Below are 15,436 nucleotides of genomic sequence, written 5' to 3'. Positions count from 1 at the left end.
TTTTTTATATTACAGAAAAATAGAGAATTTAAAGGCGAACAAAATTATTGATGACGGAGAACGCGGAACAGCCGAGGAATTTATAATGCTCTCGTTAAGGCTTAAAAAGGGACTTAACGCTGACGAGTACGAAAAAAGATACGGCACTCCCCTGCCGCAAAGCTTTTTTAACAAGGCTCAGCTTTATATTAAAAGCGGCTTTATGGTGCAAAACGGCAATTCATTTTCCTTTACTCCAAAGGGATTTTTAGTTTCTAATACAATTATATCTGATTTGATATAAACAACATTTTACAATTTTATAAATTTTTACAAATTCATATTCCGTTGCCACAGCAACATAATTGCAGACGAAAATATATTATACTTATGCCACAAGGTCAGCAAAAGCTAATTAACCTTGCATAAATATAAAATTTCGGAGGCAACTTATGGATTATAAAATGTTTTGCTATCAGTGTCAGGAAACTGCGAATTGTTCGGGCTGTACTGTAAGCGGTGTGTGCGGTAAAAAGGCAGATACCGCAAATATGCAGGACTTGCTTGTGTATGTTACAAAGGGCATTTCTGCGGTTACAACAAGACTCAGAGCAGAGGGCAAGGAGATTGAAAAAAGCGTAAATCATCTTATTACTCTCAACCTCTTTACAACAATTACAAACGCAAATTTTGACAAAGATGTAATTGTCGCAAGAATTAAAAATACACTTGAAATCAAAGAAGAATTGCTTGGAAAATTAAGCGACAAATCAGAACTTCCGAGTGCGGCATTGTGGAACGATGACGAAAGCAAGTTTATGGCAAAGGCCATTACTGTGGGTGTGCTTGCTACAGAAAACGAGGACATCAGAAGTCTAAGAGAACTTATCACATATGGTTTAAAGGGACTGTCGGCATACAGCAAACACGCAAATGTGCTTATGGAAGAAAATGCAGAGCTTGACGCATTTTTGCAGAGAGCATTGGCAATGCTCCTTGACGATACCCTTGGAGTTGATGACCTTGTGGCACTTACACTTGAAACCGGCAAGTTCGGAGTTGACGGTATGGCAATGCTCGACAAAGCGAACACATCAGCCTACGGCAATCCTGAGATTACAAAGGTAAACATCGGCGTACGCAATAACCCTGCAATTCTTGTTTCGGGACACGACTTAAAAGACCTTGAAATGCTTTTGGAACAGACAAAGGACAGCGGTGTGGATGTATATACTCACTCAGAAATGCTCCCTGCACACTACTACCCACATTTCAAAAAATATGACCATTTTGTAGGCAACTACGGCAATGCGTGGTGGAAACAGAAAGAGGAATTTGAAAGCTTTAACGGTGCAATTCTTATGACCACAAACTGCATTGTTCCGCCAAAGGACAGTTACAAGGACAGAATGTTCACAACAGGTGCAGCAGGCTATCCGGGTGTAAAGCATATTGACGGTGAGGTCGTAGAAGTTAAGGATTTTACTGAGATTATTGATATTGCAAAAAAATGCAAACCGCCTGTTGAAATTGAAAAAGGCGAAATTATCGGCGGATTTGCTCACAATCAGGTGCTTTCACTTGCCGACAAAGTCGTTGAGGCTGTGCAGAACGGTGACATTAAAAGCTTTGTTGTAATGGCAGGCTGTGACGGCAGAGCAAAGTCAAGAAATTACTATACCGAGTTTGCAAAAGCATTGCCAAAGGATACGGTGATTCTCACAGCAGGCTGTGCAAAATACAAGTACAACAAGCTTAATTTAGGCGACATCAACGGTATTCCCCGTGTGCTTGACGCAGGTCAGTGTAATGATTCATACTCACTTGCTGTTATTGCGTTAAAACTCAAAGAGGTGTTCGGACTTGATGATATTAACGAATTGCCGATTGTGTATAACATTGCGTGGTACGAGCAGAAGGCGGTAATCGTGCTACTCTCTCTGCTCTATCTCGGAGTAAAAAACATTCACCTCGGTCCTACCCTCCCTGCATTCCTTTCACCAAATGTGCTGAATGTGCTTGTGGATAGCTTTGGCATTTCAGGCATAGGCTCAGTTGAGGATGACATTAAGCTTTTCTTTAATAAATAATGGTTTAGCAGAGAGTTTCGGAAAATTAACAAAAAATTTAGGTCGAGCCTTTTTAAAGGCTCGTGGGTTTGGGCAACGCCCAAGAAAAGTTGTTTTTATAACATTCTATCGGGCACAAACAGCAAGGCTGTTTGTGTGCTAAAGCAAAGTTTGACAAAACAGGCGACAGCCTTTTAATAAGAAATAATTAATTTTTCATTATATAATTAATGGTTTTTCTTATTGCTATCGCAAGTAAAAGGCTTTCGCTGTTGTGTTCAAGCCGCCAAACAGCAGGCTGTTTGGCTATCGGACTTTGGTTAAAAGCTTTGTGGGCTTTGCCCACACCCACAACCATTAAAAACGTTGAACAAATTTTTATTTTCGAGTATAAAGTCTGTGCCAATTCAAAGAAAATTTCCAGACCGTTGCCAAACCATAATTTATCAACATTTAAAACATAACCATAATAAAATCGGGCAAAGCAGTTATACGCTGTTTTGCCCATAGTTTTTAAGCCAAAAACAGCCGCATTGCTGCGACTGTTCTTAGTTTTTATGAAGTTTTGAAAGTATCGTTAAATACGGTATAATCAATGTAACTCAGGCTTAGCCAACCTTAGCACCTGTGTCACCAAAGAAGTTGAATCTGAAAAGCTTTGATTCATCGTTCTTGTTATCGCAGATGATGCTTGCCTCGGCAATTCTGCCGCCCTCAATAAGCTGTGTTAAGCCAACGAGCTGGCAAAGCTTACTCTTAAGGTTTAATCTGTCGCCTTCGCTTGTAACGAGATATACATTGCCCTCGCAGGTATCGAGCACAGCGAGGAATTTGCTTACATCAATGTTGTGTAAATTAAGGATTGGTGTCATAAAAATTTCCTCCTTTAAAAATATGAAATTTATATTTTTTTGTGCGCCATTTACCATTTGGCAAAATCTAGACTTTAATTCGACTTAATTAATTTTACTCGAGTAATGTGACTGGTTAATCAGTCGATAGTCAAGCGGACTATTTACTTGACAATTATTATTATACTCAAAAGTTCGTGAAAGTCAACAGTTTTAGAAATATTTCATTGTGCAGTATGCTATTTTGATGTGCAACACTTATAATTTAGCACTCGTATTTTTGTATTGTTTTCACAACGGCACGAACGTTTGTTTGCATAATCTTCATTTTGTTTTGACAATGGATATTCATTTTCACCATTATAGAATATCATTTAGAACAAAAATTTGACTCTTTTTACAAAGTTGATTTTTTTTGGAATAGAATTAAAGGTCTGTCAGCATTGACTAAAAACAAAAATAAGGCTATAATTACATCAAAGCAGAGGTGAATACATTGATAAAGCTCTATTTAGCTGATATTTCGGCACTTTGCGACCCGCTTGAGGACAGCACAATTCTTGACACTTTGCCGCCAAAAAGGCAGGAAAAAGTCTTGAAATACAAGCTTGCTGATGACCGCAAAAGATGTGTGGGTGCAGGTCTTATTATAAACAAAATTCTTTGTGAGAATAATATTGATATAAATTCGATACGCTACGGCAGTAATGGCAAACCGTATGCAGAGGGCATTTACTTTAATGCTGCACATTCGGGCAATTTTGCCTTTGGGGTAAGCTCAGAAAAGGAAATCGGGTGCGATGTGGAAATCATAAAAAAGCCACACCTTGACATTGCAAAAAGATTTTTTACTCAAAATGAATTTGATTATATTTCTTATTCAGAAAATACCTCAACAGCATTTTACAGGCTATGGACAATTAAGGAAAGCTACATAAAGCTGAGCGGTGAGGGGCTGAGAACTCCGCTTAACAGCTTTGAAATCAATATAGAGGGCAATAATATTTCTATATCAGAAAAAGGTATAAAGAAAGATTGCTATATCACTCAGTTTGAATTTAAAAATCATTCCTTTGCAATTTGCAGTCTTGAACAACCGCCGAGTAAAATTGAATTTACAGATGCTTTGTAAAATTTTGAGGGAATTATGGTTTGTAACGGTCGGGAACTTTTCCCTTGAACTGTCACAAACTTTATACCCGAGCAAAAAAAGTTTAGTCAACCTTTTTTTAAAGGTTGTGGATGTGGGCAAAGCCCACAAAGCTTTTAACTAACACAAAGTTTCAATAGCCAAACAGCTTGCTGTTTAGCTATTGAACACACTGGCTAATGCCTTATAATTGCGATAGCAACTCAAAACAGAAAAGATATTCTTTTTCTATTTATAAATTATTTCTTATTAAAAGGCTGTCGCCTGTTTTGTCAAACCTTGATTTAACACACAAACAGCGTTGCTGTTTGTGCCTAATAAATTGTAATAGTCACAACTATTCTTGGGCTTTGCCCAAACCCACGAGCCTTTAAAAAGGCTCGACCTAAATTTTTTATCCGAGCAGAAAATATAGGCAAATTTTTAGCCGCTTAATTCTCGACCATTAACAAGTCAATTTATAGCGACACAACAAAACGCTCTGACCGCATTAAGTCAGAGCGTTTTTTATAAGCATATTAATGATTAAATCTTGACAAGAAAGCCTGTGTTCTTGGGTTTTGTGGATTGTTAATTACCTGCTCAGGTGTGCCTTGTTCGGCAATTACACCGTCAGCCATAAAGATAATCTTATCTGCAACATCTCTTGCAAACTCAATTTCATGAGTAACAACAATCATTGTGCTGTCCGAAGTTTTAAGGCTTCTTATTACATTCAGCACTTCTCCCGTAAGCTCTGGGTCAAGTGCCGAGGTCGGCTCGTCAAAGCACAAAACATCAGGATTAAGAGCCAATGCTCTTGCAATGGCAACTCGCTGCTGCTGTCCACCGCTGAGGTTGCAAGGATAAGACTCGCTTTTCTCAGAAAGTCCTACCTTATCAAGCAAACTCAGTGCTGTTTCTCTGATAAGCTTCTGTGCGTCCTTGTAATTTTTCGCACCCATATACTCGCCTGTCTGCTTTATTTGGGCCTTTGCGGCAAGTCGAGGTGCAAGCATAATGTTATCAATTACGCTGTACTGTGGGAACAAATTAAAAGACTGAAACACAAGTCCAAAGTGCAGTCTGTTCTTACGAATCTGTGCGTCACTCGCCTTTGCAGAATCGTTGCTGTCAAACAACACCTTGTCACCGACGGAAATTTTGCCGTTCTGAGGGGTTTCAAGGAAATTAAGACATCTCAAAAGTGTGGTCTTGCCTGAACCGGACGAGCCGATTATCGCAAGCACCTCGCCCTTTTCAAGCGAAAAGCTGATGTCCTTAAGGACGGGAGTTTTGCCGTAGCTTTTACGGATATTTTCAACGCTTAACAATGACATACTACCCCTCCTTAACCCTTGTAATAATCAAGCTTTTTCTCAATGAATGAGAACAAAATAGTAAGTACACCGCAGAATACAAGGTAGAATACTGCCGAGTAGAACAATGGCCAGATAAGTCCCTGCATTGAGAAATCCTTTGCCATCATCAGAATTTCAGGGATTGCAATTACACTTGAGAGTGATGTATCCTTTACAAGTGTTATGATTTCGTTGCCGATTGGTGCTGTAATTTTCTTTACAACCTGCATAAGCACAACCTTAAAGAAAATCTGCGGCTTTGTCATACCAAGCACCTGTCCTGCCTCGTACTGTCCCTTTGGCACAGACTCAATACCGCCACGATAAATTTCTGAAAAATAAGCCGAATAGTTGATGATAAATGCAATAAGTGCGGCATTTATTCTTGAAAAGTTAAAGCCGCCGTTTGTCATAAGCGGTGGAACATAGAACACAACGAAAAGCTGGAGCATAAGAGGTGTGCCTCTGATTATCCACACGAATGTTCTTGTAATCCACTTAATCGGCTTGAATTTGGACATTGAGCCCATAGAAACAATAAGTCCGAGTGGCATAGCCGCAAGAATTGTAACTATAAATATAAGGCAGTTCTGTCCAAAGCCCTCTAAGAGGCTGTTTGTAACATTTAAAAACTGGTTCATAATTATTTAGCCTTTACAAGGAGTAAGTCCTGAAGATTATATTTCTCTGCAATCTGCTCAAGTGAGCCGTCATCTGCACAAGCCTGAATTGCATCATTAAGCTTTGCGAGAGTTTCCGGGCTGTCCTTGCTGAGTGCAATGCCGTACTGCTCAGGTGAGAAAGCCTTGTCGGAAACTACCTTGAGATCTGCGTAATCCGAGCCCTCGGCGAGTGTGCCGATTGACATTACATAGTCGATTACTGCTACATCAGCTGTGCCTGACTTAACCTCAAGCAATGCCTTAGCCTGTGAGTCAACAGATACATAATCTGCACTTGTGAAGAACTCGTCACTCTGAGCAACCTCTTCGCCGGCTGACTTCTTCTCTGCAACAACAGTCTTGCCCTTGAGTGCGTCTGCTGATGTGAGTGAATCTGCAATATCTGCCTTGGCAACCATAACCTGTTTGTTCTCCATATAAGGAGTTGAAATGCTCATATTTTCCTTACGCTCGTCTGTGATTGTAAGGCCGTTCCAAATGCAGTCGATTGTCTTTGCGTTAAGTTCAACTTCCTTTGAATCCCAGTCAATCTTCTGGAACTTAGGAGTTACGCCCATCTTCTCACAAACCTTTGTAGCAAACTCAGTTTCAAAACCTGTAAGCTGACCGTTCTCGTCCATATAGTTCATCGGCTCAAAATATGTGATACCGATTACCAATTCGCCTTTATTCTGAATATAAGTCCAATCGTTCTCTGTTGCCTGAGAACCTGTGTTAGATGCTGAATTTGAACCACCGCAACCTGCAAGAGCTGTTGCCGCCATAACGCCTGCAAGTACCAAAGCTGAAATCTTTTTCATAAAATTTTCCTCCGTAATTTAACTTAGCAAATAGCTACACTATATTATAGCATTATCACATTAGCAAAGTAAAGTGTTTTCGACATATTTTTCATTTTTGTTAGCATTTTACAAGGAAAATATTGCTGAGATATGAAATATAATTATTTAAGAGAAATATGTTACATAATAACATAGCTGTCATAGAATTTTTTCTTTTATATGGTCATAGTTTACAGCGTAGAAAATATCCCTATGCTTTGGGTGAAAGCTGCCGAGCGGTCGGTCAACTGTAACCGATACTATCTTGCCAATGGGACTGTCATTATATAAACTGTAATCTTCATCTGATTTATTTTTCATGAAATTTCAACACTCATTTTTAGAGTCTTATCTTCTTTTATACACAACAATTTCAGGGTTTGTACAGTTTTCGCCATATTCGCTTACAAGCAAGAAATCAAGACCTGCCACCAAGCCAAAGCAGCTTATCAATGAACCGTCATTAAATTCACACTCAACCTGATTGCATAAATACACACTATTGTCATCGAGCAATTTAGTTCTTTCTCCGTTAGGCATTAGATAAGCAAGATTCACATACTCGCCATTCATAGCGTAAAGCTCGTCAATAGCAGGCATACCGGGCACATTAAGCGAGTTAAACTCAGCAATCAACTGTTTTTTCAGGACCTCAAAGCTTTCCTTTCCGCCATTCTTTATGTATCCATAAACAAAGCATTGCTTGCCAAACGGACACCCTTTTGTAGCTGTGCATCCTTTGCAATTTTTGCTCTTACCAAAACCACAGTTATCACAATCCGCACCACATAATGATTTCATACTTTTCCTCCAATTATTTCAAAAATTTGGATAATTATTATAATGCAAGATAATATTAATGTCAATAGTTTTAAAAAGTTTTGTTTTAATGTTAGCGAGATATTGATAATTGAATTTATGGTTTACTAACGGTCGGAAAATTTTTGCTTAAATTTTTGCTTAAATTAGTACAGAATAATTCCCTGTGGTTTGCACCTTGTTTTATCCAAGAAAAAAGCCCGGCAATTAAGCCGAACTTTTGCAATTCAGGTTGTTATGTACAGCCCATCAACCAATTGAGTAATAAGCAAAGTATTATCCATTAATGTTATCATTTTGTTATAGGTATTGATAACACTCGCTTCGTAACTGTGGATAATAGCATTATGTTCTGATTCAGATTATAAAGCAAATTTGCTTAGGGAATCAACACCATATTGCAAAACACAATAAGACAAATATTTTTCACTATCCCAACAAACTTGAATTTGTAAGTCTGATTATTTTAGCACTTCAATTTCCGATAATAAGAATAAAACATAGGTGCCGTAGTACACACAGCAATGGTGTCAGCAATCGGTTCAGCCAAATATACACCCATTACCGCATTTGGCACAAAATGTGGTAAAATAAAAATTAACGGTATAAGTATAATAATTTTACGCCAGATAGTAAGAAAGATTGCTTTTGGTGCTTGGTCTAATGCTACAAAACTATACTGACATGCGACTTGTATTCCATAGATGAAAAGCATTGCCAGGTATACCCTCATGCTTTTATTTGTATAAGTAATCAAAGCAGCATCGCTGGTAAAAATAGAAGCAACCGTGTTAGGCAGTGTCATACATATAAGCCAAATAAGAAATGAGCCGCTGACACAGCATATAAGCAATAATCGAAATGTTTTCTTTACTCTGGATATATTTTTTGCTCCAAGATTATAACTTAACAATGGTTGTGCCCCTTGCACCAGTCCCGGTAAAAGCAGCATAACGAATTGCATAACGCTATTAAGAATACTCATAGATGCTACCGCCATATCACCTCCATACTTTTGCAAAGATGTATTAAAACTGATTGCCACCATATTTTCTGTCAATTGCATCAATGCCGGTGAAGTACCAAGCAAAATACAAGACCAAATAATCTGTCCATCAAAGCAAATATTTCTGAAATGTAAATGTAATTTGCTTTTATTTGTTGTGAGATAACGGATAACAAAACATGCAGATACTCCCTGTGAAATAACTGTTGCCAATGCAATACCCTTTACTCCCATGCCGATACCATTAATAAATACTGCATCAAGAATAATATTAGTTACAGCTCCAACAGCTACATTACACATGCTGATCAGAGTTTTTCCCTGTGCCGTTATAAAAGCATTTAACCCTATCGTCAATTGTGTAAATAAAGTGCCAAGACAATAAATATTCATATAATCAACGGCGTAAGTAATAGTATCACTGCTCGCACCGAATAACAACAAAATGGGCTTACCAAAAACAAGCATAATTCCTGTCAACACCACAGATAATATAATCAGCAGCCAGGTACAGCTTCCCATAACTTTTTCTGCATACTCGTTATTGCCTTTTCCCATAAAAATAGATGCTTTCGGTGCACCACCCATACTCACAAGAGCCGCAAAAGCCGAAATCGCTAAAATTACAGGGGTTGTTACACCAACTCCTGCCAGTGCCTGTTTTCCAACACATGGAATACGTCCGATAAACATCTTATCCACTAAATTGTATAATATATTAATTAGCTACGCTGCTATCGCCGGAATCGCAAGTTTAAAAAAAGCACTTGGCACAGGCATATCAGCCAACAGATTATTATCATTTTTCATATTCTAACCTCATTAATGTATATTTTCTCCTATCTATGATGATCACATTTCAGGCATTGCACCATTTCATTTTCGGTATCTTCTTTATAAAAAATAACCGACCATTGGCAAATATTTTGCAAAATAGGCACAACTGATTTTCCCTTTTGTGTCAGCATATACTCGACTTTAGTGGAATTTCATCATAAGATTTTCTTTCAACAATTCCATCTTCTATCAAGTCTTTCAATGTTGCAGCCAGTACAGCATCCATAACATCTTCTCCGAGAATTTCACAGAGTTCGGAAGCTGTACCTTCCCACACTTTACTTTCCGACAAAAGAGTTGTTGCAATTTTTTCAAGTAACGGTTCAGGCGGCTCTTTCCACAATTCTGTTTCGGACTTCTCAAAATTCCAAATTAGTTTTTCGACATCTCTCACAAGATGAATTTTCATATCTTGTTGATCCCTACCGGCAACATCAAGTATGGCGTTATTAGAAGTTCGTTTTTCTTTGCTGAGAACAAACGCTCCGTCGGCGGCTCCCATCAATCCGTTTGTTCCTGAAATCATATCGAAAATATCTTCCGCTTTTTGCTTGCGAGTATGATGAACAATGAGCATTGTAACATTGTAGCTGTCCGCCAATGATTTTAGCCTTGCTACAATATCATAGTCACTTGCATAGCTGTAATCGGCTCCGCCGGCTTCACGAACACGCTTTAATGTGTCGATAATGATCAAGCCAGTATCTGAATGTTCTTCCATAAAGCCTTTAATTTGTTCGTCCAAGCCTTCGTTCAATGTTTTGCATTGTGTGGCAAAATACAGATTATCTGTTTCTTCCGCACCAAACATTTGAAACAATCGCTTTTGCAAGCGGGGATAGTCATCTTCAAGTGCAAAGTAAAGCACGGTTGACTTTCGCACTTTGTAACCCCATAACGGTGTGCCTGTGCTTATGTGATAAGCAAGCTGTGCCATCATAAAACTTTTCCCCACCTTTGGAGAGCCTGCAAAAATATAAGTGCCTCTTTGTAGCAAACCGTCTATCAACGGTGTTTGAACATTAAAAACCGTATCATACAACTCGCTCATCGAAACTGTTTTGAGATACGACGGACTCATTTGCTTTGAAAATTCTTTTTGCATTTCCTCAAGATAATCATCTAAGCTCTTGCCATCCTCATTAAAATCGGTTATACTATCATTACATACATTTGGTGACTGCTCCGTATCTGCGCCAACAGATACAATCGGAGCGGTCATTTTTTTATTTTCCATTGTTGTCATCTCCTTTCAATCCATTCATTGTGGTAGCGATAAGGTCGATAGTATCAAGAAGCTCCGGCTCAATGCTCCCACCGACACCAATTCGTTGCAATTCATTAAGGACGAATTCCATTTGAGTTTTAAGAGCCTTGTAAACTCTCGGACTCGGTTGAACGACCACCTCACGCTCCATACATTTGCGATAACAATATTCCTGCTTGGGCAATCCCGAAAGAGCAATGGCTCTGTTTAGCTCTTTTTGTTCTTCGGGAGATACTCTGAAAGCTACGGTAATACTGCGAAAACGATTATACTTATCAACATTTTTGGCTGACATAATATCACACTCCTTTATTCATAAAATCAAGTTTTATTGCCATTTCTTTTTGCTTTGACGGGAACAGATGGGCATAGCGATAAGTAATTTCTATACTCTCGTGTCCCACTCGGTCTGCAATGGCGACTGCTGAAAATCCCATATCAATTAAAAGGCTGATATGACTGTGCCTTAAATCGTGAATACGAATACGCTTTACCCCTGCGGCTTTTGAGCCTCTATCCATTTCGTGATGAAGATAGCTTTTCGTTATGTTAAAAATACGGTCTTTCCTTTTCAGCCCGTACTGCATATCAAAGAACTCCTGCATTTCAGTACAAAGAAAATCCGGCATTTGTACCGTTCGATTACTTTTCTTTGTTTTCGGTGAAGTAATCATATCTTCACCTTTTATTCGTTGATACGTTTTGCTGATTTTTACTGTTCCTTTTTCAAAATCAAAATCAGCAGGAGTAAGAGCAAGTAATTCTCCCTCACGGATACCTGTCCAATAGAGCATTTGAAAAGCATAGTAAGAAATCGGTTTATCCATCATTATTTCGGAGAACTTTTGATATTCTTCCTTTGTCCAAAACAGCATTTCCTTGCGTTCTTCACTACCCATATTTCCGGCTTTTGCTGCTGGATTGCTTCGCAAGTCATAAAATCTTACCGCATAATTAAATATGGCGGAAAGTTGATTGTGCAGCGTTTTCAGGTATGATGAAGAATAGGGCTTATTCTCCTCATTGCGATATGCAAGCATTTCATTTTGCCAAGCTCGTACATCTTTGGTTGTAATCTCATTGATTTTGTAATTTTCAAAATACGGCAGAATTTTCTGCTGAATAATGTTTTCTTTTGTTTGCCAAGTGCTTTCTTTTAATCGTGGCTTTTGCTCTTGACGGTAGATTTCAACAAAGGCAGAAAAGGGCATATCCAAATCTCCCGAATTTTGTTGTCGGAAAGTATGCTCCCATTCCTGCGCCTCTCGTTTGGTATCAAATCCTCGCTTACACTTTGGCTTGCGTTCGCCTTTCCAATTTGTGTATTGAGTCATCACATACCAAGTTCCGTTGTCTTTGTTTTTGTAAGCCGGCATTATACCTCTCTCCTTTCTGCTCCGTAAACTCTTTCATTAAAATACTGTCGGCTGATGCGTCCTGCAACTGTGATATATCCTTTTGCACTCAACTCATCGTTGAGCTGTTTTATAACCTTATATGCATAAGATTTCGATACATCCAATTCCTCTGCAACCTCATCGGCTCTGATAAAAGACTTTTCTGTCATAAAAAACACCTCCTTTATAATTGTTTTGGTTATTTATTGTCGGATACTTTCTGACCGCATTCCGATTTGCCCGAGCGGATACACCATTACCGTGATGTATGACGGATATTCAATTATTTGCAAACAGACTTAACGCTATTCGCTTAATGATTATACTAAACATATTCCGTTATGTCAAGTAGTTTTTGCAAGAATATTAAACTTTTTTATTTTATGTTGCTTGACATATGCTAAACATATATGATATACTGATTGCACATTACATAAGTAAGGAGTGCAATTTTATGGCAATCGGAGAGAGAATAAGATTCTTTCGTAATCTTTGCGGAATGACACAGAAATATTTAGGACAGGTGGTCGGATTTCCCGAAAAAACCGCTGACATTCGTATGGCACAGTATGAATCCGGCTCAAGAACACCAAAAACAGATTTAACAAATAAACTTGCAGAGGTTTTTGATATATCTCCGCAGGCTCTTTCTGTTCCCGACATTGACAGCTACATAGGGTTAATGCACACCTTGTTTACATTAGAGGACAGATACGGATTGACAATAGTGAAGACTGAAAACGGTGTTTCGATGTATGCAGACCCTCGCAAGGGGACGGACGCTGCCGAGCTTTCGGAAATGCTTAATGCGTGGGCTGAACAAGCCGAGAAATATCATAACGGCGACATTAACCGTGACGAATATGATAAGTGGCGTTACAATTATCCAAAGTACGATGAAACTTCCGGCTTTGTAAAAGTACCGTCACAGAATTTCAGCGACGCTATGGTCGAAGCGTTCAAAGATAAGTTAAAATAATTGCCAACGACAAAAACCCCGTACTGACTTTAATCCGTCAGTACGGGGTTTAATGTTAATATGGTATTTTTGCGAGCCACAAGATATTACTTTTTACTCACAAACCACTCGATACACACGATAAAGGGTACCGAGCAGAATCTTATCAAAATCTTATCAACGGGCTCTTTGAAAACCTTGAAACCCTTGATATTACTGGGGTTTCAGACTTTTTCGATTTATTCCCACTCCACTGTTCCGGGGGGTTTGGAGGTTATGTCGTAAACAACTCGGTTTACATGTTCTACTTCATTTATGATACGGCTTGAAACTCTGCCGAGGATATCATATGGGATTTTTGCCCAGTCGGCGGTCATAAAGTCGTCAGTAGTTACAGCTCTGATTGCGACAAGCTCATCATAGGTACGGGAATCGCCCATTACACCTACTGTCTTTACACCCGGAAGGACTGCAAAGAACTGGCTCATCTGAGAAGCGTAGCCACACTTATCCATTTCTTCTCTGAGGATAGCGTCTGCTTCCTGCAAAATCTTAACCTTATCAGCAGTCACTTCGCCGATAACTCTTACACCGAGTCCGGGACCCGGGAATGGCTGACGCCATACAAGCTCATGAGGAAGTCCAAGCTTTTCGCCCACTACACGCACTTCGTCCTTAAACAAATCTTGTAAAGGCTCAATAATACCCTCAAAGGTAATATCCTTTGGAACTTCTACCTGATTGTGGTGGGTTTTAATCTTTGCGGCATCGCCCTTACCACTCTCAATTCTGTCAGGGTAAATTGTGCCCTGTGCAAAATATCCGCTGCCGTAGCTTTCACGAATTTTATTCCAGAATACATTATAGAATTCTGTGCCGATAATCTTTCTCTTAGCCTCAGGCTCAGAAACACCTTTAAGCTTTGAGAGGAATTCTTCCTGACAATTAATGCGAACAAAATTCATATCAAAAAGCTTTGTGAATGTCTGCTCAACAAAGTCGCCCTCGTCTTTACGCATAAGTCCCTGGTCAACAAAAACGCAGGTAAGCTGCTTGCCGACAGCTTTACTGAGAAGAGCTGCTGCAACCGATGAATCAACACCGCCTGAAAGTCCGAGAACTACACCCTTGTCGCCAATCTGTTCTTTAAGTTTGGCAACTGTTGAGTCAATAAAGCTATCCATCTGCCACTCGCCTTTACAGTCGCATACATCATAAAGGAATGAGCGAAGCATATCCTTACCATTTTCAGTATGGTTTACTTCCGGATGGAACTGCACACCGTAAAGCTTTCTTTCAGGACAGCTCATAGCTGCAACAGGGCAAACTGCTGTTGTTGCAGTTACAGTAAATCCGTCAGGAACTGTGCTGATGTAGTCACGATGACTCATCCATGAAATGCCATGCTCAGGCACATTTGCTAAGATAACATCATTATTGTTGTAATTGGTCATAGTTTTGCCATACTCACAAGATGAATTATCTGTAGCGGGAGTTACAACACCGCCAAGAGTGTATGCCATAAGCTGACAGCCATAGCAAATGCCGAGGATAGGAATATTAAGCTCAAAAATCTCTTTTGCTATATGAGGTGAGCTTTCGTCATAAACGCTGTTTGGGCCGCCGGTAAAAATAATACCGGTTGGGTTTAATTCTTTAATTTTGTCAAGGCTGACAGTATAAGGCAGTATTTCACAATACACATTGCACTCACGAACTCGCCTTGCAATAAGCTGATTATACTGTCCACCAAAGTCGAGGACAATAACTCTTTCTTTGTTTTTCATTAGATTACCAGCCTTTGTTTATCTGTAAATAATATCATCTCTTGATGGGCCGTTAGATACAATCTTAATCGGCACACCAATCTGCTCTTCTGCAAATTCAATATAGTCACGACATTCCTTTGGAAGCTTGTCGTATTCTTTAATGCCGGAAATTGAGCATTTCCAACCCTTTAATTTCTTGAGAATTGGCTTACATCTCTTGAGCTTTGTTGTTGATGGGAAGTAGTTGATAACTTCACCGTCAAGTTCATAACCAACACATACAGGAATTTCATCAAGGTAGCCGAGAACATCAAGTACTGTGAATGCAACCTGAGTAGCACCCTGTACCTTACAGCCATAGCGTGTAGCTACAAGGTCAAGCCAACCCATTCTACGAGGTCTGCCTGTGGTAGCACCGTATTCGCCACCATCGCCGCCTCTTCTTCTGAGCTCATCAGCCTCTTCACCAAAGATTTCAGAAACAAATTCA

Annotated in this window: 17 protein-coding genes and 1 pseudogene; 4 read left to right on the top strand and 14 right to left on the bottom strand. The window is 39.3% G+C overall.

Going from position 1 to position 15,436, the window contains the following annotated elements; all coding sequences use genetic code 11:
• Positions 1-283: pseudogene (locus tag ACJMMI_RS06585) on the top strand (coproporphyrinogen III oxidase); the annotation flags it as partial.
• A gap of 148 nt (positions 284-431) precedes the next feature.
• Positions 432-2,069: a hydroxylamine reductase gene (hcp, locus tag ACJMMI_RS06580; protein ID WP_405354408.1), complete on the top strand. Its 1,638-nt coding sequence runs from the start codon at positions 432-434 to the stop codon at positions 2,067-2,069.
• A 587-nt stretch (positions 2,070-2,656) separates the two neighbouring features.
• On the opposite strand, the gene ACJMMI_RS06575 is transcribed toward hcp, so the two are convergent.
• On the bottom strand, positions 2,657-2,920 hold the full coding sequence (locus tag ACJMMI_RS06575; protein WP_405354407.1) for a hypothetical protein: 264 nt from the start codon (positions 2,918-2,920) through the stop codon (positions 2,657-2,659).
• Between the two features lie 475 nt (positions 2,921-3,395).
• On the opposite strand from ACJMMI_RS06575, the gene ACJMMI_RS06570 reads away from it, so the two are divergent.
• Positions 3,396-4,031, top strand: a complete 636-nt coding sequence (locus ACJMMI_RS06570; RefSeq protein WP_405354406.1) for a 4'-phosphopantetheinyl transferase family protein — start codon at positions 3,396-3,398, stop codon at positions 4,029-4,031.
• Between the two features lie 536 nt (positions 4,032-4,567).
• On the opposite strand, the gene ACJMMI_RS06565 is transcribed toward ACJMMI_RS06570, so the two are convergent.
• The 11 genes from ACJMMI_RS06565 to ACJMMI_RS06515 all read right to left on the bottom strand — a co-directional run bounded on the left by ACJMMI_RS06565 (position 4,568) and on the right by ACJMMI_RS06515 (position 12,389).
• Entirely contained in the window at positions 4,568-5,368 is an 801-nt protein-coding gene (locus ACJMMI_RS06565; protein WP_405354405.1) for an amino acid ABC transporter ATP-binding protein, read from the bottom strand.
• Positions 5,369-5,379: 11 nt separating this feature from the next.
• On the bottom strand, positions 5,380-6,030 hold the full coding sequence (locus ACJMMI_RS06560; RefSeq protein WP_405354404.1) for an amino acid ABC transporter permease: 651 nt from the start codon (positions 6,028-6,030) through the stop codon (positions 5,380-5,382).
• A 2-nt stretch (positions 6,031-6,032) separates the two neighbouring features.
• Positions 6,033-6,872, bottom strand: coding sequence for a transporter substrate-binding domain-containing protein (locus ACJMMI_RS06555; RefSeq protein ID WP_405354403.1), 840 nt, complete (start codon positions 6,870-6,872; stop codon positions 6,033-6,035).
• 180 nt (positions 6,873-7,052) lie between these two features.
• Positions 7,053-7,214, bottom strand: a complete 162-nt coding sequence (locus tag ACJMMI_RS06550; protein WP_405354402.1) for a hypothetical protein — start codon at positions 7,212-7,214, stop codon at positions 7,053-7,055.
• A 27-nt stretch (positions 7,215-7,241) separates the two neighbouring features.
• Positions 7,242-7,694, bottom strand: coding sequence for a DUF3795 domain-containing protein (locus ACJMMI_RS06545; RefSeq protein WP_405354401.1), 453 nt, complete (start codon positions 7,692-7,694; stop codon positions 7,242-7,244).
• A gap of 484 nt (positions 7,695-8,178) precedes the next feature.
• Positions 8,179-9,435 carry an MATE family efflux transporter gene (locus ACJMMI_RS06540; RefSeq protein ID WP_405354410.1) on the bottom strand — a complete coding sequence of 419 codons (1,257 nt, stop codon included), beginning with the start codon at positions 9,433-9,435 and terminating at the stop codon, positions 8,179-8,181.
• 122 nt (positions 9,436-9,557) lie between these two features.
• The gene (locus ACJMMI_RS06535) at positions 9,558-9,686 is read right to left on the bottom strand and encodes a hypothetical protein (protein WP_405354400.1); all 129 of its coding nucleotides are present in this window, start codon (positions 9,684-9,686) and stop codon (positions 9,558-9,560) included.
• The gene (locus ACJMMI_RS06530; protein ID WP_405354409.1) at positions 9,680-10,792 is read right to left on the bottom strand and encodes an AAA family ATPase; all 1,113 of its coding nucleotides are present in this window, start codon (positions 10,790-10,792) and stop codon (positions 9,680-9,682) included. The genes ACJMMI_RS06535 and ACJMMI_RS06530 overlap by 7 nt, the downstream gene beginning before the upstream one ends.
• Positions 10,782-11,117, bottom strand: a complete 336-nt coding sequence (locus tag ACJMMI_RS06525; protein WP_405354399.1) for a plasmid mobilization protein — start codon at positions 11,115-11,117, stop codon at positions 10,782-10,784. Before ACJMMI_RS06525 ends, ACJMMI_RS06530 begins: the two co-directional genes overlap by 11 nt.
• A 4-nt stretch (positions 11,118-11,121) precedes the next feature.
• Positions 11,122-12,198, bottom strand: coding sequence for a tyrosine-type recombinase/integrase (locus ACJMMI_RS06520; RefSeq protein ID WP_405354398.1), 1,077 nt, complete (start codon positions 12,196-12,198; stop codon positions 11,122-11,124).
• The gene (locus ACJMMI_RS06515) at positions 12,198-12,389 is read right to left on the bottom strand and encodes an HTH domain-containing protein (RefSeq protein WP_101029136.1); all 192 of its coding nucleotides are present in this window, start codon (positions 12,387-12,389) and stop codon (positions 12,198-12,200) included. Before ACJMMI_RS06515 ends, ACJMMI_RS06520 begins: the two co-directional genes overlap by 1 nt.
• 284 nt (positions 12,390-12,673) lie before the next feature.
• On the opposite strand from ACJMMI_RS06515, the gene ACJMMI_RS06510 reads away from it, so the two are divergent.
• Positions 12,674-13,198 (top strand): helix-turn-helix domain-containing protein, encoded by a 525-nt coding sequence (locus ACJMMI_RS06510; RefSeq protein WP_405354397.1) that lies wholly within the window; start codon positions 12,674-12,676, stop codon positions 13,196-13,198.
• A 218-nt stretch (positions 13,199-13,416) separates the two neighbouring features.
• On the opposite strand, the gene guaA is transcribed toward ACJMMI_RS06510, so the two are convergent.
• Positions 13,417-14,964: a glutamine-hydrolyzing GMP synthase gene (gene guaA / locus ACJMMI_RS06505; RefSeq protein ID WP_405354396.1), complete on the bottom strand. Its 1,548-nt coding sequence runs from the start codon at positions 14,962-14,964 to the stop codon at positions 13,417-13,419.
• An 18-nt stretch (positions 14,965-14,982) separates the two neighbouring features.
• On the bottom strand, positions 14,983-15,436 hold a 454-nt coding region (locus ACJMMI_RS06500), incomplete at its 5' end, for an adenylosuccinate synthetase (RefSeq protein WP_405354395.1).

Source organism: Ruminococcus sp., assembly GCF_045129435.1.
Lineage (GTDB): Bacteria > Bacillota > Clostridia > Oscillospirales > Acutalibacteraceae > Ruminococcoides.
The sequence above is the reverse complement of the archived record's forward strand: the minus strand, read 5'-3'. Positions and strand labels throughout refer to the sequence as shown.